This is a genomic window from Micromonospora sp. LA-10, assembly GCF_051853095.1.
Classification (GTDB): domain Bacteria; phylum Actinomycetota; class Actinomycetes; order Mycobacteriales; family Micromonosporaceae; genus Micromonospora; species Micromonospora echinospora_A.
The window spans coordinates 114,264-140,715 of the sequence record NZ_CP195710.1; the positions used below are offsets into that span (position 1 = coordinate 114,264).

The 26,452-nt window shown below is 73.8% G+C and carries 20 protein-coding genes and 1 riboswitch; of the genes, 10 read left to right on the forward strand and 10 right to left on the reverse strand.

What is annotated here, in order from left to right; translation table 11 throughout:
• The first annotated feature begins 40 nt into the window (after window positions 1–40).
• Window positions 41–212: riboswitch (cyclic di-AMP (ydaO/yuaA leader) on the forward strand.
• Both ACSDG8_RS00510 and ACSDG8_RS00515 read left to right on the forward strand, forming a co-directional pair.
• Complete coding sequence (locus ACSDG8_RS00510; RefSeq protein ID WP_210894600.1) at window positions 211–864, forward strand: transglycosylase family protein; 654 nt, start codon at window positions 211–213, stop codon at window positions 862–864. (Overlaps the previous riboswitch by 2 nt.)
• 185 nt (window positions 865–1,049) lie before the next feature.
• Entirely contained in the window at window positions 1,050–1,499 is a 450-nt protein-coding gene (locus tag ACSDG8_RS00515; RefSeq protein WP_210894597.1) for a YbaB/EbfC family nucleoid-associated protein, read from the forward strand.
• A 204-nt stretch (window positions 1,500–1,703) separates the two neighbouring features.
• Here ACSDG8_RS00515 and ACSDG8_RS00520 read toward each other — a convergent pair whose 3' ends face one another.
• From ACSDG8_RS00520 to ACSDG8_RS00535, 4 genes are all read right to left on the reverse strand, one after another.
• Window positions 1,704–3,767 (reverse strand): M4 family metallopeptidase, encoded by a 2,064-nt coding sequence (locus ACSDG8_RS00520; protein ID WP_210942934.1) that lies wholly within the window; start codon window positions 3,765–3,767, stop codon window positions 1,704–1,706.
• A 448-nt stretch (window positions 3,768–4,215) separates the two neighbouring features.
• Window positions 4,216–6,534 (reverse strand): transglycosylase domain-containing protein, encoded by a 2,319-nt coding sequence (locus ACSDG8_RS00525; RefSeq protein ID WP_439427504.1) that lies wholly within the window; start codon window positions 6,532–6,534, stop codon window positions 4,216–4,218.
• A 192-nt stretch (window positions 6,535–6,726) separates the two neighbouring features.
• Window positions 6,727–7,395: a hypothetical protein gene (locus ACSDG8_RS00530; RefSeq protein ID WP_210942932.1), complete on the reverse strand. Its 669-nt coding sequence runs from the start codon at window positions 7,393–7,395 to the stop codon at window positions 6,727–6,729.
• 131 nt (window positions 7,396–7,526) lie between these two features.
• Window positions 7,527–8,660 (reverse strand): hypothetical protein, encoded by a 1,134-nt coding sequence (locus ACSDG8_RS00535; protein WP_439427505.1) that lies wholly within the window; start codon window positions 8,658–8,660, stop codon window positions 7,527–7,529.
• 167 nt (window positions 8,661–8,827) lie between these two features.
• Here ACSDG8_RS00535 and ACSDG8_RS00540 point away from each other — a divergent pair, with 167 nt between their 5' ends.
• The 5 genes from ACSDG8_RS00540 to ACSDG8_RS00560 all read left to right on the forward strand — a co-directional run bounded on the left by ACSDG8_RS00540 (window position 8,828) and on the right by ACSDG8_RS00560 (window position 15,162).
• Entirely contained in the window at window positions 8,828–9,763 is a 936-nt protein-coding gene (locus tag ACSDG8_RS00540; protein ID WP_210894589.1) for a diacylglycerol/lipid kinase family protein, read from the forward strand.
• A 29-nt stretch (window positions 9,764–9,792) separates the two neighbouring features.
• Window positions 9,793–10,563, forward strand: coding sequence for a nucleotidyltransferase domain-containing protein (locus ACSDG8_RS00545; protein ID WP_210894587.1), 771 nt, complete (start codon window positions 9,793–9,795; stop codon window positions 10,561–10,563).
• 36 nt (window positions 10,564–10,599) lie between these two features.
• The gene (locus tag ACSDG8_RS00550) at window positions 10,600–13,395 is read left to right on the forward strand and encodes an FAD-binding and (Fe-S)-binding domain-containing protein (protein ID WP_439427506.1); all 2,796 of its coding nucleotides are present in this window, start codon (window positions 10,600–10,602) and stop codon (window positions 13,393–13,395) included.
• A 473-nt stretch (window positions 13,396–13,868) separates the two neighbouring features.
• On the forward strand, window positions 13,869–14,735 hold the full coding sequence (locus ACSDG8_RS00555; RefSeq protein WP_439427507.1) for an SDR family NAD(P)-dependent oxidoreductase: 867 nt from the start codon (window positions 13,869–13,871) through the stop codon (window positions 14,733–14,735).
• A gap of 46 nt (window positions 14,736–14,781) precedes the next feature.
• Window positions 14,782–15,162 carry a VOC family protein gene (locus tag ACSDG8_RS00560; RefSeq protein WP_210894581.1) on the forward strand — a complete coding sequence of 127 codons (381 nt, stop codon included), beginning with the start codon at window positions 14,782–14,784 and terminating at the stop codon, window positions 15,160–15,162.
• 92 nt (window positions 15,163–15,254) lie between these two features.
• Here the strand turns inward: ACSDG8_RS00560 and ACSDG8_RS00565 are convergent, their stop codons facing one another.
• On the reverse strand, window positions 15,255–18,236 hold the full coding sequence (locus ACSDG8_RS00565) for a glycosyl hydrolase (RefSeq protein ID WP_439427508.1): 2,982 nt from the start codon (window positions 18,234–18,236) through the stop codon (window positions 15,255–15,257).
• Window positions 18,237–18,494: 258 nt separating this feature from the next.
• Window positions 18,495–18,827: a hypothetical protein gene (locus tag ACSDG8_RS00570; RefSeq protein ID WP_210894576.1), complete on the reverse strand. Its 333-nt coding sequence runs from the start codon at window positions 18,825–18,827 to the stop codon at window positions 18,495–18,497.
• A 97-nt stretch (window positions 18,828–18,924) separates the two neighbouring features.
• On the opposite strand from ACSDG8_RS00570, the gene ACSDG8_RS00575 reads away from it, so the two are divergent.
• Together ACSDG8_RS00575 and ACSDG8_RS00580 are read left to right on the forward strand one after the other, a co-directional pair.
• Window positions 18,925–19,545 (forward strand): L-threonylcarbamoyladenylate synthase, encoded by a 621-nt coding sequence (locus ACSDG8_RS00575; protein ID WP_073828564.1) that lies wholly within the window; start codon window positions 18,925–18,927, stop codon window positions 19,543–19,545.
• Window positions 19,546–19,623: 78 nt separating this feature from the next.
• Window positions 19,624–21,198, forward strand: a complete 1,575-nt coding sequence (locus tag ACSDG8_RS00580) for a Na+/H+ antiporter (RefSeq protein ID WP_307856216.1) — start codon at window positions 19,624–19,626, stop codon at window positions 21,196–21,198.
• Window positions 21,199–21,239: 41 nt separating this feature from the next.
• Here the strand turns inward: ACSDG8_RS00580 and ACSDG8_RS00585 are convergent, their stop codons facing one another.
• Both ACSDG8_RS00585 and ACSDG8_RS00590 read right to left on the reverse strand, forming a co-directional pair.
• Window positions 21,240–22,172 (reverse strand): superoxide dismutase, encoded by a 933-nt coding sequence (locus ACSDG8_RS00585; RefSeq protein WP_439427509.1) that lies wholly within the window; start codon window positions 22,170–22,172, stop codon window positions 21,240–21,242.
• 116 nt (window positions 22,173–22,288) lie between these two features.
• Window positions 22,289–23,737: an endo-1,4-beta-xylanase gene (locus tag ACSDG8_RS00590; protein ID WP_210894572.1), complete on the reverse strand. Its 1,449-nt coding sequence runs from the start codon at window positions 23,735–23,737 to the stop codon at window positions 22,289–22,291.
• A 384-nt stretch (window positions 23,738–24,121) separates the two neighbouring features.
• Here ACSDG8_RS00590 and ACSDG8_RS00595 point away from each other — a divergent pair, with 384 nt between their 5' ends.
• A complete protein-coding gene (locus ACSDG8_RS00595; protein ID WP_439427510.1) occupies window positions 24,122–24,964 on the forward strand; it encodes a S1 family peptidase in 843 nt (280 codons plus the stop codon).
• Window positions 24,965–25,018: 54 nt separating this feature from the next.
• Here the strand turns inward: ACSDG8_RS00595 and ACSDG8_RS00600 are convergent, their stop codons facing one another.
• Both ACSDG8_RS00600 and ACSDG8_RS00605 read right to left on the reverse strand, forming a co-directional pair.
• Window positions 25,019–25,351, reverse strand: coding sequence for a putative quinol monooxygenase (locus tag ACSDG8_RS00600; RefSeq protein ID WP_439427511.1), 333 nt, complete (start codon window positions 25,349–25,351; stop codon window positions 25,019–25,021).
• 40 nt (window positions 25,352–25,391) lie between these two features.
• The gene (locus ACSDG8_RS00605) at window positions 25,392–26,354 is read right to left on the reverse strand and encodes a hypothetical protein (protein ID WP_439427512.1); all 963 of its coding nucleotides are present in this window, start codon (window positions 26,352–26,354) and stop codon (window positions 25,392–25,394) included.
• Window positions 26,355–26,452: the final 98 nt, after the last annotated feature.

The following is a 26,452-nucleotide window of genomic DNA, read 5'->3' on the forward strand; positions in this document are numbered from 1 at the left end:
CGTCCCTAGCGTCGGTTCCGTTCGCATTCGTGGACACCGCAGGCCGGAAACGCCTAATCCCGCCGCCGGCCGCGGTTACCGGACGTCGTGCGGGAGCGGGGGAACCACACGTTCCACGGTGCATCGTCACCTCGGGGTGAAGCCGCCACCGGCGGCCGGGCTCCTCGGCCCGAACCCGACAGCTCACCTCGTCGGCGTGGAGGAATCCACATGGCAACTGAATACTCAGCCCGAGGCCGCCGTACCGCTCTCGGAGCGGTCCTGGCCGGCGCCGCCGTCGGCGCCGCGACCCTGTTCGGCCCGGCCGCTCCGGCCAGCGCCGGCGTCAACTGGGACGCGGTCGCGCGCTGCGAGTCCGGCGGCAACTGGAAAATCAACACCGGCAACGGGTACTACGGCGGGCTCCAGTTCTCCCGCGCCACCTGGAACGGCTACGGCGGGCAGAAGTACGCCGCCCGCGCCGACCTGGCCAGCAAGTCCGAGCAGATCGCCGTCGCGGAGAAGGTGCTGCGCGGGCAGGGCATCGGCGCGTGGCCGGTCTGCGGCAAGAAGGGCGGCTCGGCGAGCGCCGCCGCGACCCGGTCCGAGCGGGCCACCCCGAAGAAGACGGCCCCGAAGAGGACCACCTCGACGAAGGCAACCCCGAAGCGGACCGCCGCGCCGGAGCGGGCCGCGACGAAGGCGGCGCCGCGGCCGTCGTCCAATGTCGGGACGTACGTGGTCCGGCGCGGGGACACGCTGTCGGAGATCGCCGTGGCGCAGCGCGTCGACGGCGGCTGGCGTGCCCTGCACGAGCGCAACCGGGCAGTGGTCGGCGACGACCCCGGCCTGATCTTCCCCGGTCAGCGGCTGCGTCTGCGCTGACCTGATCCGGACGCCCGGCCGGTTCGCCCCGGCCGGGCGTCCGGCTGTCCGCGACACGCCGTGTGGCCGGTGTCCGGCCTGCTCCCGGCGCCGGGACACGGCCCGCGACGGCCGGTGATCGCGATTCGTCGGAGCCGGTTGCTAGGGTCACCGGTGCTCGGCTAAGACGTGAAGAAAGCGCGGATATGACCAACGACCCGTTCTCGGCGGCCGCGAGCCTCGACGAGCTGCTGACCCGCACGCAGCAGGCGCTCACCGCGATGCGTTCCCGGGCCTCGGCGCACGCCGACGGCGAACCGGCCGACCTGCTGCGCGCCGAGGGCACGGCCGCCGGTGGGCGGGTCCGCGCGGTCGCCGTCCAGGGTGGTCGGCTGGATTCCGTGACGATCGACCCGGAGCTGGCCGACGAGCCCCTCGACGTCCTCGGCGGACACCTCGTCGCCGCCGCCAACGCCGCGCTGTCCGAGCTGGACGCCCAGGTCAGCGCGTCGGCGCGGGCCGACGCCGACGCGCTCGCCGCCCGACTCGGCAGCATGGGCGACCAGGCCGAGCTGTTCGGCCGCGCGATGCACGAGGCGGCCGCCCGGATCCACCGCGACCGCGGCACCTCGTCCCAGGCCGGGCGCGCGGTCTGACCCGACGGCCCACGCCCCGGCACGACGCGGCGCCGGCCACGCGCGTGACGCGGCATCGCCCCGGCACCGCCCCGGCACGACGAGGCGCCGCCCCGGCACGCGGCTCCGGCCGGAGACGACGAGGCGGCCTGACACGACGAGGCGGCTGAGACGACGAGGCGGCCGGCCGCCGGGAGGACGACGACCGGCCGCGCTACGCCACGGTCAGCTCAGGGTGACCGCGGTGTCGTCGACGACGAAGGACGTCTGCAGAGAGCTGTCCTCCACGCCGCTGAACGAGATGGTCGCCGTGGTGCCTGCGAGCGACGAGACGTCGAAGGACCGCTGCACGTAACCGGTGGCCTTGTTCAGGTTGGAGTAGGTGGCCAGCGTGGTGCTGCCGGCCTTGACGGTGAGCTTGTCGTACGCGGTGCTGGTGGTCGACTCCGCGCTGTCGATGTGCAGCCAGAAGCTCAGTGTCGCCCGGCAGCCGGCCGGGATCGTCACCGACTGGCTCAACGTGTCGGTGTGCGACGAGCCGTACCCGTCCAGCCACGCCTTGTACGAGCCGCCGTGCGCCGCCTGGCCGCTGTCGGTGGTGATGACGCCGGACGAGGCGGTCCAGCTCACGTTGCCCGACTCGAAGCCGGGGTTGGCGAGCTTGTTGCCGGAGCAGCCGCCCGACGGCGGGGTGGTGGTGGCGGTCGGCGTGGGCGTCGGCGTGCCGCCGGCGCAGGTCGGCTCACCCGACTGGGCCGGTACGCTGACCGCCGCCCAGGCCGCCTTGACCGCGTTGAACTCGGTGCAGCTGCTCGGGTAGAGGTTCTTCGCCGCCTGCAACGTCCAGACGCGGTACTTCAGGTAGGACGAGGACGAGGTCTTCAGCAGCATGGCGTTGTACATGATCTTGATGGCCTTCTGGATGCCCAGACCGGCCACGCTGCTGCTGTTGCAGGTCGAGCTGGACGGCTGCCCGTTGGTCGGGCTGCTGCCGTTCGCGAGCAGGTAGAACCAGTGGTTGCCGGGGCCGGCCGCGGCGTGCACCTCGGTCGACGGGATGCTGCTGGAGTAGCAGTTCGGGTCGCCGAGCGCCGACGGGTTGTACATGTTGCGGATCGGGCCGGAGCCGACCAGGTTGATCTTCTCGCCGACCAGGAAGTCCGGCGCGTCGTAGCTGGACGGCTCGTTGGCGAACCACTCGGTGGCCGCGCCGAACGTGTCCGCGACGAACTCCTGCGTGCCGCCGCCGGAGATGCCGCCGGGGGTGTTGTCGTCGATGCCGTGGCCGATCTCGTGCGCCACCACGTCCAGCGAGCCGATCCACTGGCCGGCGGTGTTCTTGCCGATCTGCACCTGGCTGCCGTCGTAGTAGGCGTTCTGGTCGTTGAGGCCCACCCGGATCGGCCAGTAGCCGCCGTTGCCGTTGGCGCCGTTGCGGCCCAGCCACTGGGCGAGCATCTTGTGCTCGGTCTGCGCGGAGAACAGCGCGTCCACGCAGCCGGTCTCCTTGTTCGTGGCGGTGCCGTTGCCCCACACGTCGTCGGATCCGCTGAACGTGGTGTTGTTCGCCGAGTCCTGGCAGCTCAGGTTGGTGACGGTCGGGTCCTTCATGGTGTACGTGGAGCCCGACTGGGTGGTGTTGAGCGTGAGCGGGCTGGGCCCGTTCCAGGCGCCGGTGCCGGTGCCGCGTACCACGTGCTCCTGCTTGCGCAGGACCGCGCCGGTACGGGCGTCGACGTCGACGGTGAGCCGGCTGGGGCCGTCCGCGCTGGTGCCGCGTACCGTGGTCTCCCAGGCCAGCGCCGGTGCGGCGCCGAGCGTGTAGACCACGAGCGTGGTGCCCTCGACGGCGCTGACCGTCTTGAGCTGGGCGCGCGCCGTGGTCGCGGCGGCGGCCGGGGTCAGCGCGGGCGTGGTGGCGAGAGCGCCGATCGGCCGCTGCTGCGCCACCGAGGCGTACTTGAGGTTGCCGGCCGAGTCGGTGGCGAGCACGAAGTCGCCGCCGATGACGGGCAGGCCCTTGTAGGTGCGCTCGTACGGCACGTACTGGGTGCCCTCGGAGGAGATGACGGGCTTCTGGACGAACGCGTCGTCGGCGCCGGCCTGGAGGTAGGCGGGGCGGTTCGCGACCAGGGCGCGGGTCGAGTCGGCGGCGGCCGCTCGGGCCTGGGCCGGATTGGGGGCGGCGGGCCCGGGTGGCGCGGCCTGCACGGCTGCGGCGGTGCCGGCGGCGATCACGCCGGCCGCAGCCGCGCCGGTGAGCGCGGCGAGGCGAGGTGAGAGTTTCACGGGGGTTTGCTCCTGTTCTACAGGCGCGCCGCACGGAGCCCGGTGGGGACGGGCGGCGCGGTGGTGGGAGGCAGGGTGACGGCCGGTCACCGGAGCTGCCGGCGTGGCTCCGGGTCGACAGATCGACCGTCGCGAGTCGCCGGGGGTCGGCGGCTCGCTGGTGCACAATCACACGTCGTAGGAGCCGGGAGCAATGGGTGACCTGGGCAACGACTGACAGTCGGGCGCGTCGCCGCGCGCGTCGTCTCAGGCAACCATGATCTTCAATAGGGCCTGATCAGGGCGAACATCGCCAGCCATGGATGGCGTCCCGTGCAAATTGCGGGCGTTGCCTATGTGCGCGAATGGCGCACATAGGCGCGAGGCCGCCACCGCCAGAGCCGCCACGCCGCCCGAGCCGCCACGCCGCGCGGGGCCGCCGTCCACCGAGGCCGGGCGCCCGGCCTCGTCAGCGTGGGCCGCGGGTCCGCGTCGGCGCGACGGTGGGCGGCGGCGGCAGCGAGGGCGTCAGCGTGGGCCGCGACGTCGGCCGCCCGGTCGGCTCCGGGCTCGGGCTGGGGCTCGACGGGGTCGGGCTCGGGCTCGGGGAGCCGGACGGCGTGGGCGCGGCGGTGGCCGGCGGCGGCGCCGACGCGGTTGGCTCCGGGGTGTCGCCGGGGAACTTCGGCTCACCGAAGCGGTACTTGCCCGGGTCGAGCTTCATCGCCTCGGTGGCCTTGGTCATGAACTGCCGCCAGATCGGCGCGGCGCCGGTGGAGCCGTACACCTCGTAGCTGCCGCCGCTCGTCCGCAGCGGTTTGCCGTCGGTGGTGCCCAGCCACACCGCCGAGGCCAGCGCGCCGGTCCAGCCCACCATCCAGGTGTGCACGTTCTGGGTGGTGCTCTGCCCGGCCTGCCAGGTGCCGGTCTTGCCGGCGGAATCCCAGCCGTTGTCCAGCTTGGCCGCCCGGACCCGGCGCAGCGTCCAGTCCAGCTGGTCGATCGCCTCCCGGTCCAGCCCCAGGTCGGTGGTGCGCAGCTGCTCGGTCCACACCTCCTCGTCGTCCTTGCTCACCGACCGGACGAAGTGCGCGTCGGCGCGCTTGCCGCCGGCCGCGAACGTGGCCATCCCGTTCGCGTGGTCCTGCACGGTGATCCCGTACTGTCCGATGCCGACCTCGGTGGAGAACCGCTTCGCCACCTCGTCGGCGGGGTCGCTGCGCAGGTCGACGCGCTGCGGCCGGGGGTTGCCCCGGACCGTCTCCCACATCGACTCCACGCCCGCCTGCCGGGCCATCTCGATCACCTTGTCGGTGCCGAGCCGCTCGGTCAGCTCGAAGTAGGTGACGTTGAGCGAGGCGACGGTGGCCTCCCAGAGCGCGCAGTCCGGCTGGCAGGACGCCCGTTCGGCGTTGCGGATCGGCCCGGCCGCGCTGCCCTTCGTGCGCCCCGAGGCGGGGAACTCCTTGGTGTCCGGCGAGTCGAACCGCTCCTTCACCGAGATCCCGTCGCGCACGGCGGCGGCCAGGTCGTACACCTTGAACGACGACCCCGGCGGATGCTGGCCGAAGCCGCGGGCCTGGCCGTCCTCGTCGGAGTACCAGCCCGCGTAGTCCGCGCCCGAGCCCTTGTCGCCGCCGTAGTAGCCGAGCACCCGGCCGGTGCCCGGCTCCACCGCCACCAGCGCCGCCTGCCAGTTCCGCGGCTGCCCGCGCACCGCCCGCGGTGCGGTGTCCCGGCGGATGTCCGCCGCCGCCTCGGCCGCGTCCTGCACGCGCTTGTCGATGGTGGTGACGATGCGGTAGCCGCCGTCGCGGATCACCTCGTCCGGCTTGCCCCGGAACGGCTCGGTTCCGCGCAGCTCGGCCAGCACGTGGTTGACCACCAGGCCGGTCGGCCGGTCCAGGTCGGACCGGCCCGCGTCCTTGTCGATCGGCCGGACCGTGTCCGGGTACGCGAGGTCCGCCGCCTGCTGCGACGTCAGGTAGCCGAGCTTGACCATGCCGTCGCGGATGTAGTTCCAGCGGTCGATCGAGTTCTGCCTGGCCAGCGCGTTGCGGCGCGGATCGTAGCCGGGTGTGCCCTCGGGGTCGGCCGGATCCGCCTCCGGCTGCTTCACCATGGCGCAGAGCACCATCGCCTCGGCCTGGGTGAGCTGCCGCTCGGGTGGCGCGTCGCGGCGTACCGTCTTGCCGAAGTACGTCTGCGCGGCCGCCTCGATCCCGTACGCGCCCCGGCCGAACGGCACGGTGTTCAGGTAGAAGCCGAGGATCTCCTCCTTGGAGTACGCGTCGTCGAGCTTCCAGGCGATCACCGCCTCGCGCAGCTTGCGGGAGTAGGTGACCCCGCGCAGGTCGGCGGCGATGCGCGCGTACTGCTGGGTGAGCGTGGACGCGCCCTGCCGCTGGCCGCCGCTCACGTTGGCCCAGGCGGCGCGCAGCACGCCCTTGAAGTCGATGCCGCGGTTGGTCCAGAAGGTCCGGTCCTCGGCCGCCACGATCGCCTGCTTGGCCGAGTCGTTCATCTGGTCGTACGGCACGATGGTGCGGTTCTGCGCGCCCAGCTTCGCCATGGGCGTGCGCCCGTCGGCGTAGTAGACGGTTGTCGACTCGGGCAGCTTCAGGTCGCTGGGTGTGGGCACGCTGTCGAAGTAGTAGCCGCCCGCGACCAGCCCGCACCCGGCCAGCAGGACGCAGACCGCGAGGATGACCGGCAGGCGCCGCCGCTTGCGCTTCGGGCTCGCGGCGGTGGCGTCGGCCGGTCCCCGGGTCTCTCCCGTTCCTCGCACCGTTACCTCCGGCTGCTCGGCGAAGTCGTGCCCGGCTCGCAGGCTAACCGAGGTGCGGCGACGGCACCGGCCGACGACGTCGGCCGGTGTGGCGGGAACCGGAGTCCGCGGCCCGCGACTCCTGCCGGTGACCGGCATTCGGCGAGCCGGAGCCGGGGCGGCTGGGCGGCCGCCCCGGCCCGGGTCAACCGGTCAGCGGGCCGCCCAGCGGGCGGTCCGGCCGTCGCGGTCCGCGCGGCCGGGGCCGCGGTGGCGTACCGGCCAGCGGTCGTTGCCGCCGCCCGCGCGGAACGGCGTCGACCGCCACAGCGCCCGCAGCTCGGTGCCGTCCGGGGCCGCGAAGGTCTCCTGTGCGCTGTAGCCGATCCGCCGCAGCAGGTCCTCCTGCTCCCCGGCGCACGGGTGCGCGTAGGTGGGCAGGCTCAGCGTGTCCATCCGGCGTTGCGCCCCGGTGACCGCCTCCGCCGCTCCGCCCCGGGGAGCGGCGAGCAGCGCCAGGTGGTTGTGCGGCTCGACCGGACGCCGGGCGGTCAGCGCCTCACCGAGGCGGCGGAACCGCTCCTCGTGCGGGCCGGCGGCGGCGGCGAGACGATCGGCGTACCGGTGGGGCGCCGGGATCGGCCGGTAGCGGTGGAACCACACGGTGGCGGCGCTGCCGTCGGGCAGCAGGAACGCGTCACCGAAGAGAAGCGCGTGCTCGGTCCAGATCCGCGCCACGGCGGCGAGGACCGGCAGGCGGCGCGGCGCGTCGGGAACGAGCCAGCCGGCCAGGGCAGTGGGCATCAGGGCCTCGGCGACGAGATCGGCGATGCGGCCGATGTCGCACCACCGGGCGCGCGCGACGGGCAGGGCAGTGCTCATGAACGAACTCCTGTTTCACAGGTCTGATCAGGTCGGTTGCGGGCGCCGGACGGCGGCGCCGCCGCGCGAACGCGGCAGTCGGGCGGGACACGCCCGTGCTCCGGATCGAAGGTGGTGCCTGTGAAGCCCGCTCAGGCGGGTCTGGTGCCGGGCCGCGACGTACGGGAGGCCGGCAGGCGTTCGTGCGCCGGGCGCCCGTACTGGTGGGCGAGCGTCGGCAGCCCCCAGCGGCACGCGTCCGCGTCGGCTGCCTCGCTGTGCACCGAGCCGCCGGCGTGGCTCGCGCCGTCGAACGGCTGCGGCGCGACGGGTGTCGGCGCGAAGTCGGCCGCCGTGCGGACGGCCGGCGTGCCGGTACGGACGGCGGCCCCCAGCGGTCCGACGGCGAAGGCCCGCGCCTGCGGGTCGAAGGCGACCGGAACGCTGACGCTCACGCGGGCGGGCGCCGCCGTCGGGGCCGGTGCGGCGGGCCCAGCGGGGACGGCCGGCGCAGCCGGTTCGGCCGGTTCGGCCGGGTCAGCGGGACCGGCCGGGTCGGTCGGGTCGGTCGGATCGACCGGACCGGGCAGCGGCGGCGCCGGCGGGTCGAGCAGATCGGTCACCGGGCTGAGCGGGTCGAGCACCGGGTCCAGCGGCGCGACCACCGGTTCCAGGCCCCGCCAGACCGGACCGAGGATCGGGCTCAGCGGCTCCACCACCGGGGACAGCACGTCCGCGACCGGTTCGAGCACGTCCGTCGTGACCGGGCCGGTGAGCGGGCGCAGGACCTCCGTGACCGGCGTGAGCAGGTGCTCGCGTACCGGATCGGTGGCCGGGCGCAGGCCCTCGGTGACCGGCGTCAGCACGTGGGCGCGGACCGGCGTCACCACCGCCTCGACGACCCGGCCGGTGACCGGCGTCGCGGCAGCCGGGGCCGTCGCCACGGCCTTGCCCGGGGAGGCCGTACCGGATGCGGCCGTGCCGGACGCGGGCGCGTCAGCGGCCCGCGCGGGCACGGTGGTGTCGGAGGCGGGAGCTGTCGTGCCGGATGCCGGCGCTGCGGCGGGCGCGGGCTCGACGCCGTCGGACCCGGACGTCGGCAGGCCGAGAACCGTGCCGAGCGTGTGGGTGAGCGTCTCCACGGCGGCAGTGAGCGGCGGGCGGTCGGCGGCGTGGGCGGCCGAGCCGGCCGCGACCTCGTGCGCGCCCCAGACGGCGGCCACGCCGCCGAGCAGCAGACCGAGGCGCAGCGTGTAGTGCGCCACCCACCCGGTCCGTCGCGTCATCGCACACCCTCCGGATCCGCGCCCGGCGGCGCGGATCATCGCCCGCACTGTACCGAAAGTGGCCGTCCGGGCACAGTACGACGCCGACCGGTTCGGCGCGTCGCGTTCCGGGCGCGTCGCGCCCGGCGCAGGCGTGGGACGCGCGCCCTCCGGGTACCACCGGGGCCATGGAGACGAGCACTGCCGAACGCCCGGACACCGCCCCCGCCGTACCTCCGTCCGGGGTGGTCGCTGTCGTCGCCCATCGGAAGAAGACGTTCGGGGGCGGCCTCGACGAGCTGCGTTCGCGGCTCGTCGGCGCCGGCGTCGGGCGGCTTCTCTGGTACGAGGTGCCGAAGAGCCGCAAAGCGCCCAAGCGGGTCCGTGCGGCGCTGGACTCCGGCGCCGAGCTGGTGCTGGTGTGGGGCGGCGACGGCATGGTGCAGCGGTGCGCCGACGCGCTGGCCGGAAGCGGCGTGCCGATGGGCATCCTGCCGGCCGGCACCGCCAACCTCTTCGCGGTCAACCTCGGCATCCCGGTCGACCTGCCCGAGGCGGTACGCATCGCGCTGCACGGCCGACGCCGCGAGCTGGACCTCGGCCGGATCAACGGGGAGCACTTCGCGGTGATGGCCGGCGCCGGGTTCGACGGCGACCTGATCCGGGACGCCGACCGCCAGCTCAAGGGCCGGTTCGGCCGGATCGCGTACGTCTGGACCGGGCTGCGGCACGTGCGCGGCGAGTGCGTACGGACCCGGATCCGGGTTGACGGCGCGGACTGGTTCGACGACCAGGCGAGCTGCGTGCTGTTCGGCAACGTCGGCACCATCACCGGCGGCATCCCGGCCTTCGACGACGCCCGCCCCGACGACGGGGCGCTGGAGGTCGGCGTGTCCACCGCCAGCGGCGCCGTGGACTGGGCGCGCACGCTGGGCCGGATGGCCGCCGGGCGCTCCGAGGAGTCGCCGTTCGTGCGGATCACCCGGGGGCGCAGGATCACGGTGCGGTTCGACGCGCCGAAGACGTACGAGCTGGACGGCGGCGCCCGGGGCAAGGCGAAACGGCTCAAGGTGAAGGTGGTGCCGGGCGCGCTGAGCGTGTGCTGTCCCGACCCGCCGGACTGACCGCGGCCGGGCCGGGGCAGGATGCCGGCATGCGCGACGACATCCGCGACTACCTGGCCGAACTGGTCCGCCGCTCCCGGGACGTGCTCGGCGACGACCTCGTCGGCGCGTACGCGGCCGGGTCGGTCGGGCTGGGCGCGTACCAGCCGGGGCGCAGCGACGTCGACGTGGCGCTGCTGGTCGCCGGGCCGCTGCCGGAGCCGGACAAGTGCCTGCTCGTGGACCGGTTGCGGCACGAGTCGCTGCCCTGCCCGGCGCGCGGCCTGGAACTGGTGGTCTACCGCCGCGACGTGGCCGCCTCCGGCACCCCGGAGCCGGGCTTCGAGGTCGAGCTGAACACCGGCGCCGCCATGCCGTTCCGCGCCACCTACGACCCGGCCGACCGGCCCGCCGCCGACGGCCGGTTCTGGTACGCGCTGGACCGCAGCATCCTGCGCCAGTCCGGCCGTACGCTGCTCGGCCCGCCCGCCGCCGACGTGTTCGCCGACCCGTCCCCGCAGGCGCTGCGCGCGCTGCTGGCCGACGCGCTGCGCTGGTGGCTGGCGCTGCCCACGCCACCCGGCGACGAACCGGCCCCCGGCGCGGAGGACGCGGTGCTCGGGGCCTGCCGCGCGCTGGTGCGCAGCCGCGACGGCGTCTGGCTGGGCAAGGTCGACGCCGGGCTGCGGATCGCCGCCGACGACCCGGACGCCGCGCTGATCCGGGCCTCGATCGCCGCCCGCCGGGGCGGCACCCCGCCGTCCGGTCCGGCGGCGCGGGCGTTCCAGCGGCGGGTACTGGACCGGATCACCGCGGGCTGAACCGCGACTACTGTGAGCCGGGGAGGTGCGGTGATCATGACGGAGCTGAGCGCGTCCGCGCGGGCCGGGCTGGAGGCGGTGGTGCCCAGCGGCGTGGCGACCCGGGCCGCGGACCGGCTGCGGATGGCCCACGACGCCTCGCACTATCTGCTGCACCCCGGCGCGGTGATCACCCCGTCCGACGCCGGTCAGGTCGCCGCGCTGCTGGCGCACAGCCGCCGCGCCGGCACGCCGCTGACGTTCCGCTCCGGCGGCACCAGCCTCAGCGGCCAGGCCGTCACCGACCGGCTGCTCGTCGACGTACGGCGGCACTTCCGCGCCCTGAGCGTGCTCGACGACGGGCGGCGGGTGCGGGTGCAACCGGGGGTGGTGCTGCGGCAGGTGAACGCGCGGCTCGCGCCGTACGGCCGCAAACTCGGCCCCGACCCGGCCAGCGAGTCCGCGTGCACGGTCGGCGGCGTGGTCGCCAACAACTCCAGCGGCATGACCTGCGGAACCGAGTTCAACACGTACCGGACGCTGGAGTCACTGGTGCTCGCGCTGCCCAGCGGCACCGTGCTCGACACCGGCGCCCCGGACGCCGACGCCCGGCTGCGCGCCGCCGAACCGGCACTGCACGCCGGGCTGCTGCGGCTGCGCGACCGGGTACGCGGCAACAGCGACTCGGTGCGCCGCATCCGCGCCCAGTACGCCATGAAGAACACCATGGGGTACGGCGTGAACGCGTTCCTCGACCACGACGACCCGGCCGGCCTGCTCACCCGGCTCGTGGTGGGCAGCGAGGGCACGCTCGCGTTCGTCGCGTCGGCGACGTTCCGCACCGTACCCGTGCATCGGCACGCCGCGACGGGCCTGCTGGTCTTCGATTCGCTGGGCGCGGCGATGGCCGCCATGCCGGCGCTGGTGGCGGCCGGGCCGGCGGCTGTCGAGCTGCTCGACGCCGTCGCCCTGCGGGTGGCCCAGCGCGACCCGAAGGCGGACGCCGCGCTGCGCGGCCTGGCCGTGCGGGGGCACGCCGCGCTGCTCGTGGAGTGGCAGGAGTCCGACCCGGAGGCGCTCGCCGACCGGGTCGCCGACGCCGGCCAGGTGCTCGCCGGCCTGCCGCTGAGCGCCCCGGCCCGGCTCAGCGGCGAGCCCGCAGCCCGGGCCGCGCTGTGGCACATCCGCAAGGGCCTGTACGCGGCGGTGGCCGGCGCGCGCCCGTCCGGCACCACGGCGCTGCTGGAGGACATCGCCGTGCCGGTCGAGGCCCTCGCCGGCACCTGCGCGTCGCTGGCCGACCTGTTCGAGCGGCACCGGTACGCCGACAGCGTCATCTTCGGCCACGCCAAGGACGGCAACCTGCACTTCATGCTCAACGAGCGGTTCGACGGCGGCGAGGCCCCGGCGCGCTACGCCGACTTCACCGAGGAGATGGTCGACCTGGTGCTCGGCCACGGCGGCACGCTCAAGGCCGAGCACGGCACCGGCCGGGTGATGGCCCCCTATGTGCGCCGCCAGTTCGGCGACGAGCTGTACGAGGTGATGCGGGAGCTGAAGACGCTCTGCGACCCCGAGGGCGTACTCAACCCGGGCGTGCTGCTCAGCGACGACCCGGAGATCCACATGCGGCACCTCAAGACCGTGCCGACGGTGGAGGAGGAGGTGGACCGCTGCGTCGAGTGCGGCTACTGCGAGCCGGTCTGCCCCAGCCGCGACCTCACCACCACGCCCCGGCAGCGCATCGTGCTGCGCCGGGAGATCGCCGCCGCGCAGGCCGCCGGAGACGAGGCGCTGGTCCGGGAACTGACCGACGACTACGACTACGACGCGGTGCAGACCTGCGCCGTCGACGGCATGTGCGCCACCGCCTGCCCGGTCCTGATCAACACCGGTGACCTGGTCAAGCGGCTGCGCGCCGAGGAGCACGGCCGGGCCACGTCGGCCGGCTGGCGGACCGCGGCCCGCCGGTGGGACGCCACCACCCGGGGCATGGCACGCGGGCTGGACCTGGCCGGCGCGCTGCCCGCGGCGCTGCCCGAGGCCGCCACCCGGGCCGCTCGCGGGGTGCTCGGCGCCGACCGGGTGCCGCAGTGGCAGCGGGACCTGCCCCGCGGTGGCACCCCGCGCCGCCCCCACCCGGCCGACGACCCCGACGCCGTGTTCGTACCGTCCTGCCTGGGCACGCTGTTCGCCCCGGCGCAGGGCGGCACCGGCGTGGCCGCCGCGCTGCTCACACTCGCCGACCGGGCCGGCGTACGCCTGCTCGTGCCCGACGGCATCGGCGACCTGTGCTGCGGCACCCCCTGGTCGTCCAAGGGACTCACCGACGGCTACCGGGCCGTGCGCGACCGCGTCCCGCCGGTGCTGCGCGCCGCCAGCCGCGACGGCGCGCTGCCGGTGGTCAGCGACGCCGCGTCCTGCACCGAAGGCTTCGAGCGGCTCCTCGACGGCGCCGGAGACGTGCGCGTCGTCGACGCGGTCGCGTACACCGCCGGCACGCTGCTGCCCCGGCTGACAGTGCGCCGCCGGATCGGCTCGCTCGCGCTGCACCCCACCTGCTCGTCGGTCCGCCTCGGCCTGGACGACGCGCTGCTCACCGTGGCGCGCGCGGTCGCCGACGAGGTGGTCGTCCCCGAGGGCTGGCAGTGCTGCGGGTTCGCCGGTGACCGGGGCCTGCTGCATCCGGAGCTGACCGCGTCGGCCACCCGGGCCGAGGCCGCCGCCGTCACGGCGCGCTCCTTCGACGGGTACGCCTCGGTGAACCGTACGTGTGAGATCGGGCTGGCGCGGGCCACCGGGCAGCCGTACCGGCACCTGCTGGAGCTGCTGGCCGAGGCAACTTCGCCGTAGCGGCCCGGATCCTCCGAGATTCGGCACCAGCTCGGGTAGGTGGTGGGGTCCGGGCGGGTTGGATGTGGCCACTTCCCGGTAGTGGTGTTGACCTTGGCCCTGGTCGAGTGCCCGGTTGCTCGGTTCTCAGGCGGGGGATGCCGCCACTTCGGCGAGGTGGTGTCGGCCTTGGTGACGTGGGGGCCGGGCGTGGGCAGGTCAGTCAAGATCGACACCGGCTCGGGGGAGTGGTCTGGTCCAGGCGGGTTGGATGTGACCACCTCCCCGTACTGATGTTGATCTTGGCTGGCGCTGGTTCTGGCTAGGGGGACGCTGCTGCTTCGGGGAGGCGGTGTGCCGGTTGAGTAGGTGTTGGTGATGAGCGGACCAGGGTGCCGTGAGCTGAGCGGGCGTACCGGGGTCTCGATTGCGGGCGGGCCGAGGGCGGCAGGGCTTACGGTGCGAGAGGGGGAGTCCACGGGAGGGGTGACGCGATGGCGGCCGGGATGTTGTCGGGACGGGTCGCTGTGGTCACCGGCGCGGCGCGGGGGATCGGCCGGGCCGCTGCGGTGGCGCTGGCCGAGGCGGGCGCGGACGTCGCCGGGATGGACGTCGCCGGCCCGGTCAGCCCGATCCTGGACCTCCCGCCCTCGACACCGGACGACCTGGCCGAGACCGGCCGGCGGGTGACCGCGGCCGGCGCCCGCTGGTCCGCGCACCAGGCCGACCAGCGCGACATCGGGGCGGTACGCGCGGTGGCCGAGGCGGTCGAACGCGAACACGGCGGCGTGGACGTGCTGTTCGCCAACGCCGGCATCCAGGCGTTCGCGCCGCTGCTGGAGATGTCCGACCGGCACTGGCACGACCAGATCGACGTGAACCTCACCGGCGCCGCGAACGTGTTGCGGGTGTTCGCGCCGCTGCTGGTGCGGCGCGGTGGCGGGCGGATCGTCATCACGTCGTCCACCCAGGGGCAGCACGGCACCACGAACGGGTCCGCGTACTCGGCGTCGAAGTGGGGGCTGATCGGGCTGATGAAGTCCGCCGCGCTGGAACTCGGGCCGCACGGCGTGACGGTGAACGCGGTGATTCCGGGGCTGGTCGACACCGCGCTGACCCGGCACCGGGACCGTTACGTGCAGGCGCTGGTCGAGGCGGGCAAACCTGCCTCCGGTGACCTCGCCGAGGTGGAAGACGCCGCGATTCAGGCGCTGCGGGCGAAGACGCCGCTGGGCGTGCCGTGGGTGGAGCCGGAGGACGTCGCGCCGCTCGTGGTGTTCCTCGCCTCCGACGCGGCACGCATGGTCAGCGGCACGTCCTTCGCCGCGACCGCCGGCGACAGCGCCCACGTGACCGCCTGACCTCGCCGGGGCCGCCGCGGACGGCCGGCGCGGTTAGGCTCTGGCGATGCATCGATCACGGTTGTACGCCCTGATCATCGACGCGCCGCAGGACGAGGCGGGGGAGGTGACCGCGTTCTGGTCCGCCGCGCTCGGCGCGGACGTGCGCACCGATCCGGCCGAACCGGAGTTCACCGGCCTGGCCGACGTGGTGCCGGGGCTGGTCACCGCCGTGCAGTCGGTCGACGACGCGCCCCGCTACCACCTCGACATCGAGACCGACGACGTGCCGGCCGAGGTCGAGCGGCTGTGCGGGCTGGGCGCGACGCCGGTGTCCCGCTGGCTCGACTGCCACGTGCTGCGTGCGCCGGGCGGGCACCTGCTCTGCGTCATCCCGGTGGCCAGCGACGGCGAGCTGTTCGAGGCCACCGCCACCCGCTGGCCGTGACCCCCGGACGGACCGGCGTCCCGCAGGGGAACCGCGCACTGGACGGCAACCGGCGCCCCGGACGTGAGCCGGGGCGCCGGAACAAACCACCGTCAGCGGTACGGCAGCGTGACCGTCGAGGTGCTGCCGACGCCGAGGATCGTGGGCGCGCCGCCGATGGCGTTCCACACCTCGACGCGTACCGTCCCGCCGGACAGGTTGCCGAGCGTGCCGGTGGCCGAGAGCAGGCCCTGGGCCTGCCGGTAGCGCTCCGCGCCCGGGATCGGGTCGGTGGCGAAGTACCGGTAGGTCTCCACCCGCTCGACGCTGCCGTTGCCGGTCAGGTCGTAGGAGACCCGGATCTGGACGCCGTTGCCGACCGCGGTGCCCGCGTCGACGGCCAGGTCGAACGCGGTGGCGCCGCCGGTGAACGTGCCGGTCAGCCCGGTTGCGGTGAACACCTGCGGGTTGGTCGGCGTGCCGTCGTGGTTGCCGTTGGCCGCCGCCACGTTGACCGTGCCGCTGGTGCCGGCGTTGCCGTCGAGCCCGCCGCCGGACCGCAGGTACCGCACCGGCTTCAGCGTCGCCGGGCTGCTCGTGCTCGGGCTGGGGCTCGCGCTGGTCGGCGTCGGGCTCGCGGTGGTCGGGGTGGGGTTGGGTCCCGAGGTCGACGGGCTGCCGGTCGGCACGGCCCCGCCGCCGGTGGCGTTGCCGCCGCTCCAGGTGTACGCCCCGGAGGTGGCGGTCTTCCCGGCCGGCACGGCGAGCGTGGTGCCGTTGGAGAACGTGACAGTCAGCGGCCGGTTGGTGATGTTCGACGCCACGTAGGTGCGGACGCCGTTCTTGACGAACACCTTCGCCAGCGGGTGGTTGGCGGTCACTGTGGTGTCCACGGTGCCGAGCGCGGCCAGGTTGCGGATCCAGTGGAACGTGTGCGCCTTGCTCTCGCCCTCCTCGCTGGTGAATCCGCTGTTGGCGCGGAAGTTGCGCAGCGCCTGCTCGCCGTCGCCGAGGGCCAGGAACTCCCAGATGATGTCCTGCCATACCGTGGGCGGGCCGCCCTTGTTGGTGACCAGCTCGGCGTAGTTGGCCTTGACGTACTCGGGGAAGTCGCCCAGGTAGAGGTGACCACCGGTGATCGGCAGCATGTTGATGCCCTGGATCATCTCCGGCGCCGCGGAGAACCAGGTGGAGTACGACCCGCCGTCGCCCCACACCATGCCGACGGTCTTGTGCCCGAACGCGGACGGGAAGTTCTGGTCGTACACGTCGAACCAGTACTCGGAGATGGCGGCGGACTGGGTGGTCCACAGGTAGACGCCGGCGTCGCGGACGGCGGTGTCGCCGGTGGCCTGACCCCACTGGATCAGCGCGTTGGCGAAGTTCATCCCCTCCGAGGAGGACTCCTGGTTGTTGCCGGCGAAGAACGGCGCCAGCCCGGAGGCCCAGTCGTGCCCGGCATAGATGTCGAAGTCACGCAGGTAGGGGAAGCGGCTGTCCGCACGGTCGTAGTTGTTGGCGTCGCGGATGAGCAGGTCGACCATGCCGCCGTAGCGGCTGTCGTCGGCCCAGCCCGGGTCGAACTTGGCGACCGTGGCGGCGGCGGCGATGAAGTAGCCGTAGTGGAAGTGGTGGTCGTTGAGGTCCTCGTCGGAGCCGTACGAGGCGGGGTAGCCGATGAGCGTGCCCCAGTTGCGGTCGTAGTAGAACAGCTGGCCGGTCTCGCCCGAGCCTGCGGTGAGCCAGTTGGTCAGCCGGTTCTTCATCGCGGTCAGCGCGGCGTCGCGGACCGAGGTCTGCCCGAGCTGGTCGGCGATCTCGGCGATGCGGGCGGCCCGGCCGAGTCCCTTGCCGGCCCAGTACGTGTCGGGGCCGCTGACGCCCTCCGGGTTGCCCTGCTCGGCGTTCAGGTAGCCGGTGACGGTGGACAGGTCCGCGCCGCTGGAGTCGCCGACGGCGGGTACCTCGGGCAGCACGCCGGTGAAGCGCATCGTGGTGGTGAACGACGGCACGCCGGTGAGGATCCGCATGGCGCCGCGCGCCGAGACGTACGTCTGGCTGATCGGGGTGGCGCCGGTGAGGCTGCGCCACTGGTGCGGGTAGAGCGCGACCACCGTCTTCGTCTCGCTGCCCTCGCGGGGCGTGGTGGTGAACGCGTACGTGGTGCGGACGGTGCCGGCGGACGAGTCGTAGGCGTAGCTCATCCGGGTGCCGGTGACGTGCGCGTGGGCGTAGCGGGCGTAGGTGTCGGCGAGGACGGCCCGGTCGCCGCCGCCGGGCAGCGCCGCTACGGAGAAGTACCCCTTGCCGGCCAGCGTCGAGCTGATGGCGGTGCCGTTGACGGTCCAGGTCGCGCCGGTCGGCGCGTACGCGACGTAGTCGTGGCCGCGGACGGTGAAGCCGATGGTGGCGCCGGAGTTGCGCCAGACGGTGGGCGTGCCGGCGGCGGTGAGCTGCGCGGTGCCGCCGCTGACCGTGTAGTAGCCGATCGGCAGGCCGTGGCCGATGGTGGCGCGCATGGTGCGGCTGCCGTCGCTCCAGTCGGCGGTGACCGTCCAGTCGGTCCAGCCGGCGGCCTTGACCACCGGCGCGGCCAGGCCGGGCATCCCGACGCGGACGTCCTCGGTGTAGGGGTAGTGGAACTCGCCCACGCCGGTGGCGGTGCCGCTGATCGCCGGCGTGGTCGTGTAGGACAGTCCGAGCCCGTTGTTCTCGGCCTTGTACGCCAGCGGGTGCGCGTGCAGGACCTCGCTGCCCGTGCAGTTGTTGCGCTTCCAGATCAGCGAGGACCACCAGTCGTTGGTGGGGATCGCGCCGGCCGGCGCGTCGGCGGTGGTGAACGTCCTCGGGTTGGTGCTGATCGCGCCGCAGCCCTTCGGCAGCAGGGCGCCGGCCGGTCGCGTCTCGGTGTAGCTGCCCGCGCCGACGGCGCCGGCGGTGGCGGTGCCGCCACCGCCGACGACGACGCCCAGCAGGCCGGCGGCGAGCACTGACGCGGCGACGAGGGCGGCTGCCCGCCGGCCGCGCCGCCGGGTCGGGGACGGGACGGGCGTCGCGGGTACGGGGTCGGGGGAGAAGTCCCGCAGGAGGGTCATGGAGGTCCCCTTCACGGAGGAGAAAGCGGGGGTACGGGGGTGATGGCCGATCGTCGTGAGAGCGCTCTCTTGGGAAGGGACATTAAGGTCCGGGTTACGGATCCGTCAATGTTTTGTTACCAAAGAGAGCGCTCTCCCACGCTCGACGGGGACTCCCGATCACCTCGCGAGTCGCGCTGACCAGCCCCGACGGCGCGCACGAGCGCCGCCCCGGCCGAGGTGGCCCGGGACGGCGCGAGAACGTGCGCCTACGCTGAGTCAGGCGGCGGTGGCGGCGAGGCTCCGCGCGTCGGTCCGCGCCGCCGCCGTGCCCGGCTCACCGGCGACGGGCCTCGGCGAGGCGGACTGCGTCGCGGTGGCGGACTGCCGGGGAGCGGCGGACTGCCGCGGCGCCCGGGCGGCGGTCAGCCCCGCCTGCGCGTTGTTCCACGCGGCGCAGGGCCAGGCGGCCCCGGCGCAGCTCGGGCTCGCGCAGACGCGTTCGGCGTCGGGCTGGTGCGCGTCGGCCACCGCGGCAGCCAGGTCCCACAGCAGCGGATCGGTCACCTCCGCGGGGCGGTCGGCGACGCGGTCTGTGCTGGCTTCGGACATGATTCGGTCCCCCTGTCGTGAACGGCCCCCACCTGTTTCCGGAATCGGCGCCCGGCAAACCTGCGTCCGACCGCACGTGGGACATAGGCTGGCCGTCGTGGCGAGGTACTACGACCTGCATCCGGACAACCCCCAGCCCCGCGTGATCCGGCAGGTGGTGGACCTGCTGCGCGCCGACGGGGTGATCGCGTACCCGACCGACTCCTGCTACGCGCTCGGCTGCCGGATCGGCAACCGCGACGGGGTGGAGCGCATCCGCGAGATCCGGCGGCTCGACGACCGGCACCCGTTCACGCTGATGTGCGCCGACTTCGCCCAGCTCGGCCAGTTCGTCAAGCTCAGCAACGCGGTCTTCCGCCAGGTCAAGTCCGTCATCCCGGGCAGCTACACGTTCCTGCTGCCGGCCACCGCCGAGGTGCCCCGGCGGTTGCAGGACCCGCGGCGGCGGGTGGTCGGGGCGCGTGTGCCGAGGCACACGGTGACCCAGGCGCTGCTGGCCGAGCTGGGTGAGCCGCTGCTGTCCAGCACGCTGCTGCTGCCCGGCGAGGACGAGCCGATGACCCAGGGCTGGGAGATCAAGGAACGGCTCGACCACCTGATCGACGCCGTGGTCGACGCCGGCGACTGCGGGCTGGAGCCGACCACCGTGGTCGACCTGTCCGGCGACGAGCCGGAGATCCTGCGCCGCGGCGCCGGAGACCCGGCCCGCTTCGAGTAACGATCACCGATTCCGCCCCGTCCGGGCGCCGTCGTGGGGCACGGTAGGGACCCGGGGGAACGGTGACGGGGGTACGGCGTGGAAGCACTCCTGCTGATCACGGTGCTCGGCGCGACGGTGCTCGTCGGCACCACGATCGGCGGTCGCTACAGTGTCGCGCCGCCCGTCCTGCTGATCGCCATGGGCGCGCTGATCGGCCTGCTGCCGCCGTTCCACAACCTGATCCTCGAACCCGAGGTCGTGCTGGTGCTGTTCCTCCCGGCGATCCTCTACCGGGAGAGCCTGGTCATCAGCCTGCGCGAGATCCGGGCCAACCTGGTCGTCATCATCGGCCTGGCCGTCGTGCTGGTGATCGTCACGATGGCCGCTGTCGCGTTCACCGCGCAGGCGCTCGGCGTGGCGGCGGCCGCCGCCTGGGTGCTCGGCGCGGTCCTGGCCCCCACCGACGCGGCCGCCGTGGCCGGCCTGGCCAAACGGATGCCGCGCGGCATCCTCACCACGCTGCGCGCGGAGAGCCTGGTCAACGACGGTACGGCGCTCGTGCTGTTCGCGGTGGCGGCGGGCGTGGTCGCGGGCGGGACGGTGCCCGGGCCGCTGTTGCTCACCGGCGAGTTCGTCGGCAAGTCGGCCGGCGGGGTGGCCGCAGGCCTGCTCGTCGGGGCGGTCGTGGTGCTGATCCGCAAGCACGTCGACGACCCGATGCGCGAGGGCGGGCTGAGCATCCTCACCCCGTTCGTCGCGTTCCTGCTCGCCGACGCGGTGCACGCCAGCGGTGTGCTCGCGGTGGTCGTGTCCGGGTTGCTGCTGTCCTACGCCGCGCCCCGGGTGATCCGGGCCCGCTCCCGGGTCACCGCGTTCGCGTTCTGGGACCTGTCCACCTTCATGGTCAACGGTGGCCTCTTCGTGCTGCTCGGTACGCAGGTGCCGCGCTCGCTGCGCGGCATCACCAGCCACTCGCCGACCGCGTCGCTCGGCATCGCGGTGCTCGTCGCGGCGGTCGTGGTGGCGATCCGGCTGGTCTGGGTGCACCTGTCGGTGTCGGTGCTGCAACGCGTGGACCGGCGGGAGTCGAGCCGGTCGCGGCACTTCGACTTCCGGATGCGTACCGCGGTGGGCTGGGCCGGGTTCCGCGGCGCCGTCTCGCTCGCCGCGGCGCTCGCCGTGCCGGTCACCATGCACGACGGCACCCCGGTGCGTGAACGCGACCTGATCATCTTCGTCACCGTCGTGGTGATCGTGCTGATCATGCTGGTGCAGGGCACCACCCTGCCCGCCGTCGTGGGCTGGGCCGGCCTGAACGGCGACCGGGAACGGGACGAGGAGGTGCGCTGGGCCCGGATCCGGGCCACCGAGGCCGCCCTGGAGGCGCTGCCCCGGGCCGCCAGCGACGTGGGCGCCACCCAGGACACCGTGGACCGGCTGCGCGCCGACTACGAGGACCACCTGGCCGACGCCCGCGACCCGGGCGGCGAGGACGCGGAGGGGGAGCGGGAGATGGCCCGCCGGCTGCGGCTGCGGGTGCTCGACCACAAGCGGCAGGAGATCACCCGGCTGCGCAACACCAGGCAGATCGACGACACGGTGCTGCGGCAGCTTCAGGCGGCCATCGACATCGAGGAGATCCGGCTGCTCGGGCCGGAGATGGAGGAGTGAGCCGCCGGCCGCCACCCGGAGAGGGTGACGGCCGGAGCGGCTCAGCGCGCGTCGACAGCGACGACCGTGTACGGGGTGGTCGGCGTCGGCGGGGTGGTGAACCGGCCGTTGGGCAGGTAGAGCCGGCCGAGCGCGGCGGCCACTGTGGTCGGCACGTCGAAGCCCGGGTCGGTGAGGACGCCGCGCGCGACGCCGGCCGTGCCGGAGCGGTTCAGGTCGACCACGGCGACCTGGTTGAGGAAATTCTGCACCACGTACAGCGTGCGGCCGAGCAGCAGCAGGCCGTCGCCGTTGAGGAAGGTGGCGCCCGGCACGTCGACGGCGGTGGTGACGCCGGTGGCCGGGTCCACCCGGAACAGGGTGCCGGTGTTCGACTGCACGACGATCAGCGCGCGCCCGTCCGGTGTGGGCGCGATGCCGTTGAGGTTGACGCCGGTGCCGGTCTGCTGGAAGTCGCCGGTCAGCGGCAGCGTGGTGAACCCGTCGGCGGGCGGCAGCGTGCCGCCGCGTCCCAGCGGCAGGCGGTAGAGCACCGGCCGGTTCGAGTCGGTGAACCAGGCGGCGTCGCGGGTGAGCGTCACGTCGTTGACGAACGTCGGCGCCTCGGCGAACTGGTAGCTCGCGAGCACGGCGCCGGTGCGGGTGTCGATGACCCGGGCGTCCCCGGCGGTGCCCCCGGCGACGAAGAGCCGGCCCCGTGCGTCGACCTTCAGGCCGAGCGACGGGGTGCCGGTGGCGGGGCTGACCTGCTTGCCCGCCCCGGTGATCAGGTCGGCACGGTAGATCTCACCGGTGGCCCGCGACCCGAACCAGGCGTACCGGCCGGCGGTGGCGACGCCCTCCGGCTGGAAGCCGTCCGGCAGTGCGATGACGCTCGGGCGGCGGTCGTGGGCGGCGGCGGGCGCCGGGGCGGCGGTGGTCACGAGGGTGGCGGCCAGGGCGACGCCGAGGGCGGTCCTGATGCGTCGGTTCACTGTGGTCCTTCCGGCGACGGCGGTGGGACAGGACCCACCCCACTGTACGGTCGCGGGCCGGCGCCCGCCGGGGACGCGACCCGGCACGGTGCTCCCGTGCCGGGTCGCGTCGACTGTCAGCCGGCCGCGCAGGTCGGCGTGCCGGTGGGCGCGGTACCCGTGCCCTGGAATCCGAACTCGGTGGTGCCACCGGCACCGACCTGGCGGTTGTAGTCCACGTTGCGGAAGGTCACCGCGCCGCTGGTGCCGCTGGCCTGGGCGCTCCAGGTGTTCGTGACCGCCGAGCCCGACGGCACGGTCAGCGACACGGCCCAGCCGTTGAGCCCGCTGGAGCCCGCGGTGATGCGGACGTTGGTGACGAAGCCGCCCGGCCACTGGTTGGTGGTGAGCGTGGCGGTGCAGGCGCCGGTCGGCGGGGGAGTCGTCGTCGGCGGCTCACTGGTCGGCGGCGTGCTGGTCGGCGGCGTCGAGGTGGGCGGGGTGCTGGTCGGCGGCGCGGTGGTCGGCGGCGGGGTGCCGCCCTCGTTGAGCGCGTTCAGCACAGCGGTGTACGCCTGCTTCTTGTTGCCGCTGCCGTCGAACAGCAGCGGGGTGCCGCTGGCCCGCCACGAGTCGGTGTCGCGGATGCCCCACACGGTGATGCCGTTGCACCGCGCCACGGCCAGGCAGTCCCGGGTCACGTTGCCGTACGAGGTGGCCTGGCTGCTGCCGGAGCCCTCGATGTCCAGCTCGGTGATCTGCACGTCGACGCCGAGCGCGGCGAAGTTCTGCAGCGTGGTGCGGTAGTTGCTCGGGTACGGCGAGCCGCTGTTGAAGTGCGACTGGAAACCGACGCAGTCGATCGGCACGCCCCGGGACTTGAAGTCCCGCACCATGTTGTAGACGCCCTGGGTCTTGGCCCACGACCAGTTGTCGGTGTTGTAGTCGTTGTAGCAGAGCTTGGCGCCCGGGTCGGCGGCGCGGGCGGCACGGAACGCGGCCTCGATCCAGTCGTTGCCGGTCTGCTGGAGGTTCGAGTTGCGGCGGGCGCCGCTGTTGCCGTCGTCGAACGCCTCGTTCACCACGTCCCAGGAATGGATCTTGCCCCGGTAGTGGGTGGCGACCTGGGTGACGTGGTTGATCATCGCCTCGCGCAGCGCGCTGCCGGACAGGCTTCCCGTCCACCCGGGCTGCTGCTGGTGCCAGAGCAGCGCGTGGCCGCGTACCCGCATGCCGTTGGCCTGAGCGTGCGCGACGAGCCGGTCGCCGGCGCTGAAGTTGAACTGGTTCCGGGACGGCTCGGTGGCGTCCCACTTCATCTCGTTCTCGGCGGTGACCATGTTGAACTCGCGGTTCAGGATGCCGACGTACGTGCTGTCGGACAGCTTGTTCACTGCCACCGCCGTGCCGAAGTAGCGGCCCTGTTCCGCCGCCGACGCGCCGAGCGTCGTGCCGGCGCTGGCGCTGGTCGCCGCCGCTATCGTGGCGGCGACCACCGCGGCCCCCGCCACCATCGCGACCACAGCGGTTCGCGGGCGTGACCGGGCTGCCGCGCTCCCGCTGCCGCGGGCGAGCAACTTGTCCATCTGAACGCCTCTCCTAGCCTGTCAAAGGGATCGGATCGCTCCGGCCACCGCCCGCCACGATGTCGGCTCCGCGCGGCCGCCCGGTGCCGCGTCAGGTCGGGGAGCGAATCCCCGGCACATCGTGAGTGGATCGAAGCGAATCTCTGCCCGGAGCCTACCGGAAGTGTTCCGAAAACTTAATCACCTCGATGCGTCGACATCGGGGCACGCGGCGGCGGGTGCAGGGGCGGAATGCGCGGGCGGGAGCGGGGGGTGGGCGCGCGCGTGCCGCCCGCCGAGACTCCGGAAGTTTCGGGAATCGCCGGTTCTGCCGGTTGAGTGGATCGGGCCCTGCGGGCCGATGCTTGGCGAATCGACCGTAGACGATGGAGGAGGTCCTGGAGGATGCGCCGACCCTCGCTCGTCGTACTCGTCCTCGCGGCCCTGCTGGCCGGCACCCCGGGGGCCGCCCGCGCCGGGGTCGCCGCGCCGGCCGGACCCGCCGCGCTCGCCGGGATCCGCACGCCCGGCACCGCCTGGGGACACGACCCGGCCACCGGCCGGCTCACCGTCACCGCCGACGACACGGTACGCGGCAGCGAGCTGGCTGCGCTGCGCCGCGCGGCCGACCGGGCCGGCGCGGTGCTGCGCCACGAACCCGGGCGGCTGCGTACGCTCATCGCGGGCGGCCAGGCGATCTACGGCGGAAGCGGCCGCTGCTCGCTGGGTGCGAACGTGCGCAGCGGCGCCGCCTGGTACTTCGTCACAGCCGGGCACTGCACCCGCCTCGCCGCCACCTGGTACGCCGACAGCGCCCGCGCGACGGTGCTGGGCAGCCGGACCGGCAGCAGCTTCCCCGGCAACGACTACGGCGTGGTCCGCTACACCGGGACCGTCGCCCACCCGAGCGCTATCCACACCTACCCGGGGCAGGTCACCGTCACCGCCGCCGGCAGCGCGTACGTCGGGCAGGCGGTCTGCCGCAGCGGCGCCACCACTGGCGTGCGGTGCGGGAGCGTCACCGGGCTGAACGCCACAGTCAACTACGCCGAGGGCAGCGTCACCGGGCTCATCCGCACGAACATCTGCGCCGAGCCGGGCGACAGCGGCGGCCCGCTCTACGTGGCCGCGACCGGCACCGTCCTCGGCGTCCTGTCCGGCGGCAGCGGCAACTGCGCGAGCGGCGGCACCAGCTACTACCAGCCGATCCTGGAGATCCTCGCCGCGTACGGCCTGACGATCCCCTGACCGGCCCGGCGCGGGCGGCCCGCCGCGCCGCCCGCGCGCAGTTGCGTCCGCCGGTCAGGCGTCGCCGGGCACCGCCATCTCGCCCAGCCGCGACCAGTCGTGCTGCGGCACCGTCACGTTGACGATCCGGGGCGTCTCGACCAGGTGCGGCGGCAGCGTGCGCTGGGCCTCGCGGAAGTGCTCCGACTGCACGTGCGCCGCGCCCGCCTCGTCGTCGCGGAACGCCTCGACCAGCACGTACTCGGTCGGGTCGTCCAGGCTGCGGGACCAGTCGAACCACAGGCAGCCGGGCTCGGCCCGGGTCGCGGCGGTGAAGTCGGCGGCGATCCGCGGCCAGTTGTCGGCGTCTTCCGGGCGGACCCGGAACTTGGCGGTAATGAAGATCATGGGATCAGGCTACCCAGGGCCGGCGGTGACCCGCGCCCGATCAGCTCTTGGCCGCCGGGCCGAGCAGTTCGGCCGCCCGCCGGTCGGCGAACGCGGTGACCGCCTGCTGCCCGGCGCCGAACACGATCGCCAGGCCCAGCAGCGCGGCGGTGCTGCTCACACTGGTCTCCACCAGGCCGCCGATGACCAGCATGATGCCGACCACCGCCACCAGCGGGCCGATGGCGAGCTTCAGCAGTCCCTGCTGGAACGGCAGCTTGTAGGGCAGTCCGCCGGACCGCGAGGTGATCATCGAGGGCAGCGCGCTGAGGAACGCCCCGAGCGCACCGGCGATCAGCACGAAGAACAGCAGCCGCCAGGCCGGCACGGCACCGGCGTCGGTCGGCGCCTCCAGCAGCCGCACGTCGTGGCTGCGCCACTGCACCAGCACCACGAGGACCTCCGCCACCAGCGCGAACACCGACAGCCCGAGCATCCGGTTGCGCAGCCGCCGCGCCGACTCGTGGAACTCGTCGGACGCGGAGTGGTAGCGCAGCAGCAGCGCCTGAACCCGGGCGCGCAGCAGCGCCTCGGACGGGGCGCCGGCCGTCGGGTCGAGGTCGGTGAGCACCTTGTCGTCGGCCGGCAGCACCTGCGCCGCCGCGCTGCGGTACGCGGGCAGCAGCCCGGTCAGCTCGTCCGAACTGCGCAGCCCCACCATGGCCCGCTCCACCGAGTGGATGGTCTGCCACGCGTACTCCAGGTTGCCGCCGCGCAGCCACTCGATCACGCCGCTGCGCCCGAGCACCGCCTCCACCCCGGACAGCTGGGCGCGCAGTGCCGCGGCCTGTTCGAGGTCGCGCGTGGCCAGCACCGCGAGCTGCTGGTACAGGTCGTCGAGCTTGGTGCGGACGCGGACCTGCCACACCGCGCGGGGAACCGACGTGGCGGGCGGGAACGGCAGGCCCTCCGGTGCGTTCCGAGGCCCGGGTATGGCCTCGGGCTGGGTCTCCTGCTCGATCATCGCGCCCCACCTCTTTCCCCCGCGCCGCGCGGACCTGCTATCACTATTCCCAGGTCAGGGCCATAATGGCTAGCGCACACCGGACAGTTGACAGGGCT

Coding starts and splice junctions, on each gene's coding strand:
- ACSDG8_RS00510 (WP_210894600.1), top strand. CDS start 211: ATGGCAACTGAATACTCAGCCCGAGGCCGCCGTACCGCTCTCGGAGCG.
- ACSDG8_RS00605 (WP_439427512.1), bottom strand. CDS start 26,354: ATGATCGAGCAGGAGACCCAGCCCGAGGCCATACCCGGGCCTCGGAAC.
- ACSDG8_RS00600 (WP_439427511.1), bottom strand. CDS start 25,351: ATGATCTTCATTACCGCCAAGTTCCGGGTCCGCCCGGAAGACGCCGAC.
- ACSDG8_RS00565 (WP_439427508.1), bottom strand. CDS start 18,236: ATGACCCTCCTGCGGGACTTCTCCCCCGACCCCGTACCCGCGACGCCC.
- ACSDG8_RS00590 (WP_210894572.1), bottom strand. CDS start 23,737: ATGGACAAGTTGCTCGCCCGCGGCAGCGGGAGCGCGGCAGCCCGGTCA.
- ACSDG8_RS00535 (WP_439427505.1), bottom strand. CDS start 8,660: ATGACGCGACGGACCGGGTGGGTGGCGCACTACACGCTGCGCCTCGGT.
- ACSDG8_RS00555 (WP_439427507.1), top strand. CDS start 13,869: ATGGCGGCCGGGATGTTGTCGGGACGGGTCGCTGTGGTCACCGGCGCG.
- ACSDG8_RS00530 (WP_210942932.1), bottom strand. CDS start 7,395: ATGAGCACTGCCCTGCCCGTCGCGCGCGCCCGGTGGTGCGACATCGGC.
- ACSDG8_RS00545 (WP_210894587.1), top strand. CDS start 9,793: ATGCGCGACGACATCCGCGACTACCTGGCCGAACTGGTCCGCCGCTCC.
- ACSDG8_RS00595 (WP_439427510.1), top strand. CDS start 24,122: ATGCGCCGACCCTCGCTCGTCGTACTCGTCCTCGCGGCCCTGCTGGCC.
- ACSDG8_RS00540 (WP_210894589.1), top strand. CDS start 8,828: ATGGAGACGAGCACTGCCGAACGCCCGGACACCGCCCCCGCCGTACCT.
- ACSDG8_RS00570 (WP_210894576.1), bottom strand. CDS start 18,827: ATGTCCGAAGCCAGCACAGACCGCGTCGCCGACCGCCCCGCGGAGGTG.
- ACSDG8_RS00560 (WP_210894581.1), top strand. CDS start 14,782: ATGCATCGATCACGGTTGTACGCCCTGATCATCGACGCGCCGCAGGAC.
- ACSDG8_RS00515 (WP_210894597.1), top strand. CDS start 1,050: ATGACCAACGACCCGTTCTCGGCGGCCGCGAGCCTCGACGAGCTGCTG.
- ACSDG8_RS00550 (WP_439427506.1), top strand. CDS start 10,600: ATGACGGAGCTGAGCGCGTCCGCGCGGGCCGGGCTGGAGGCGGTGGTG.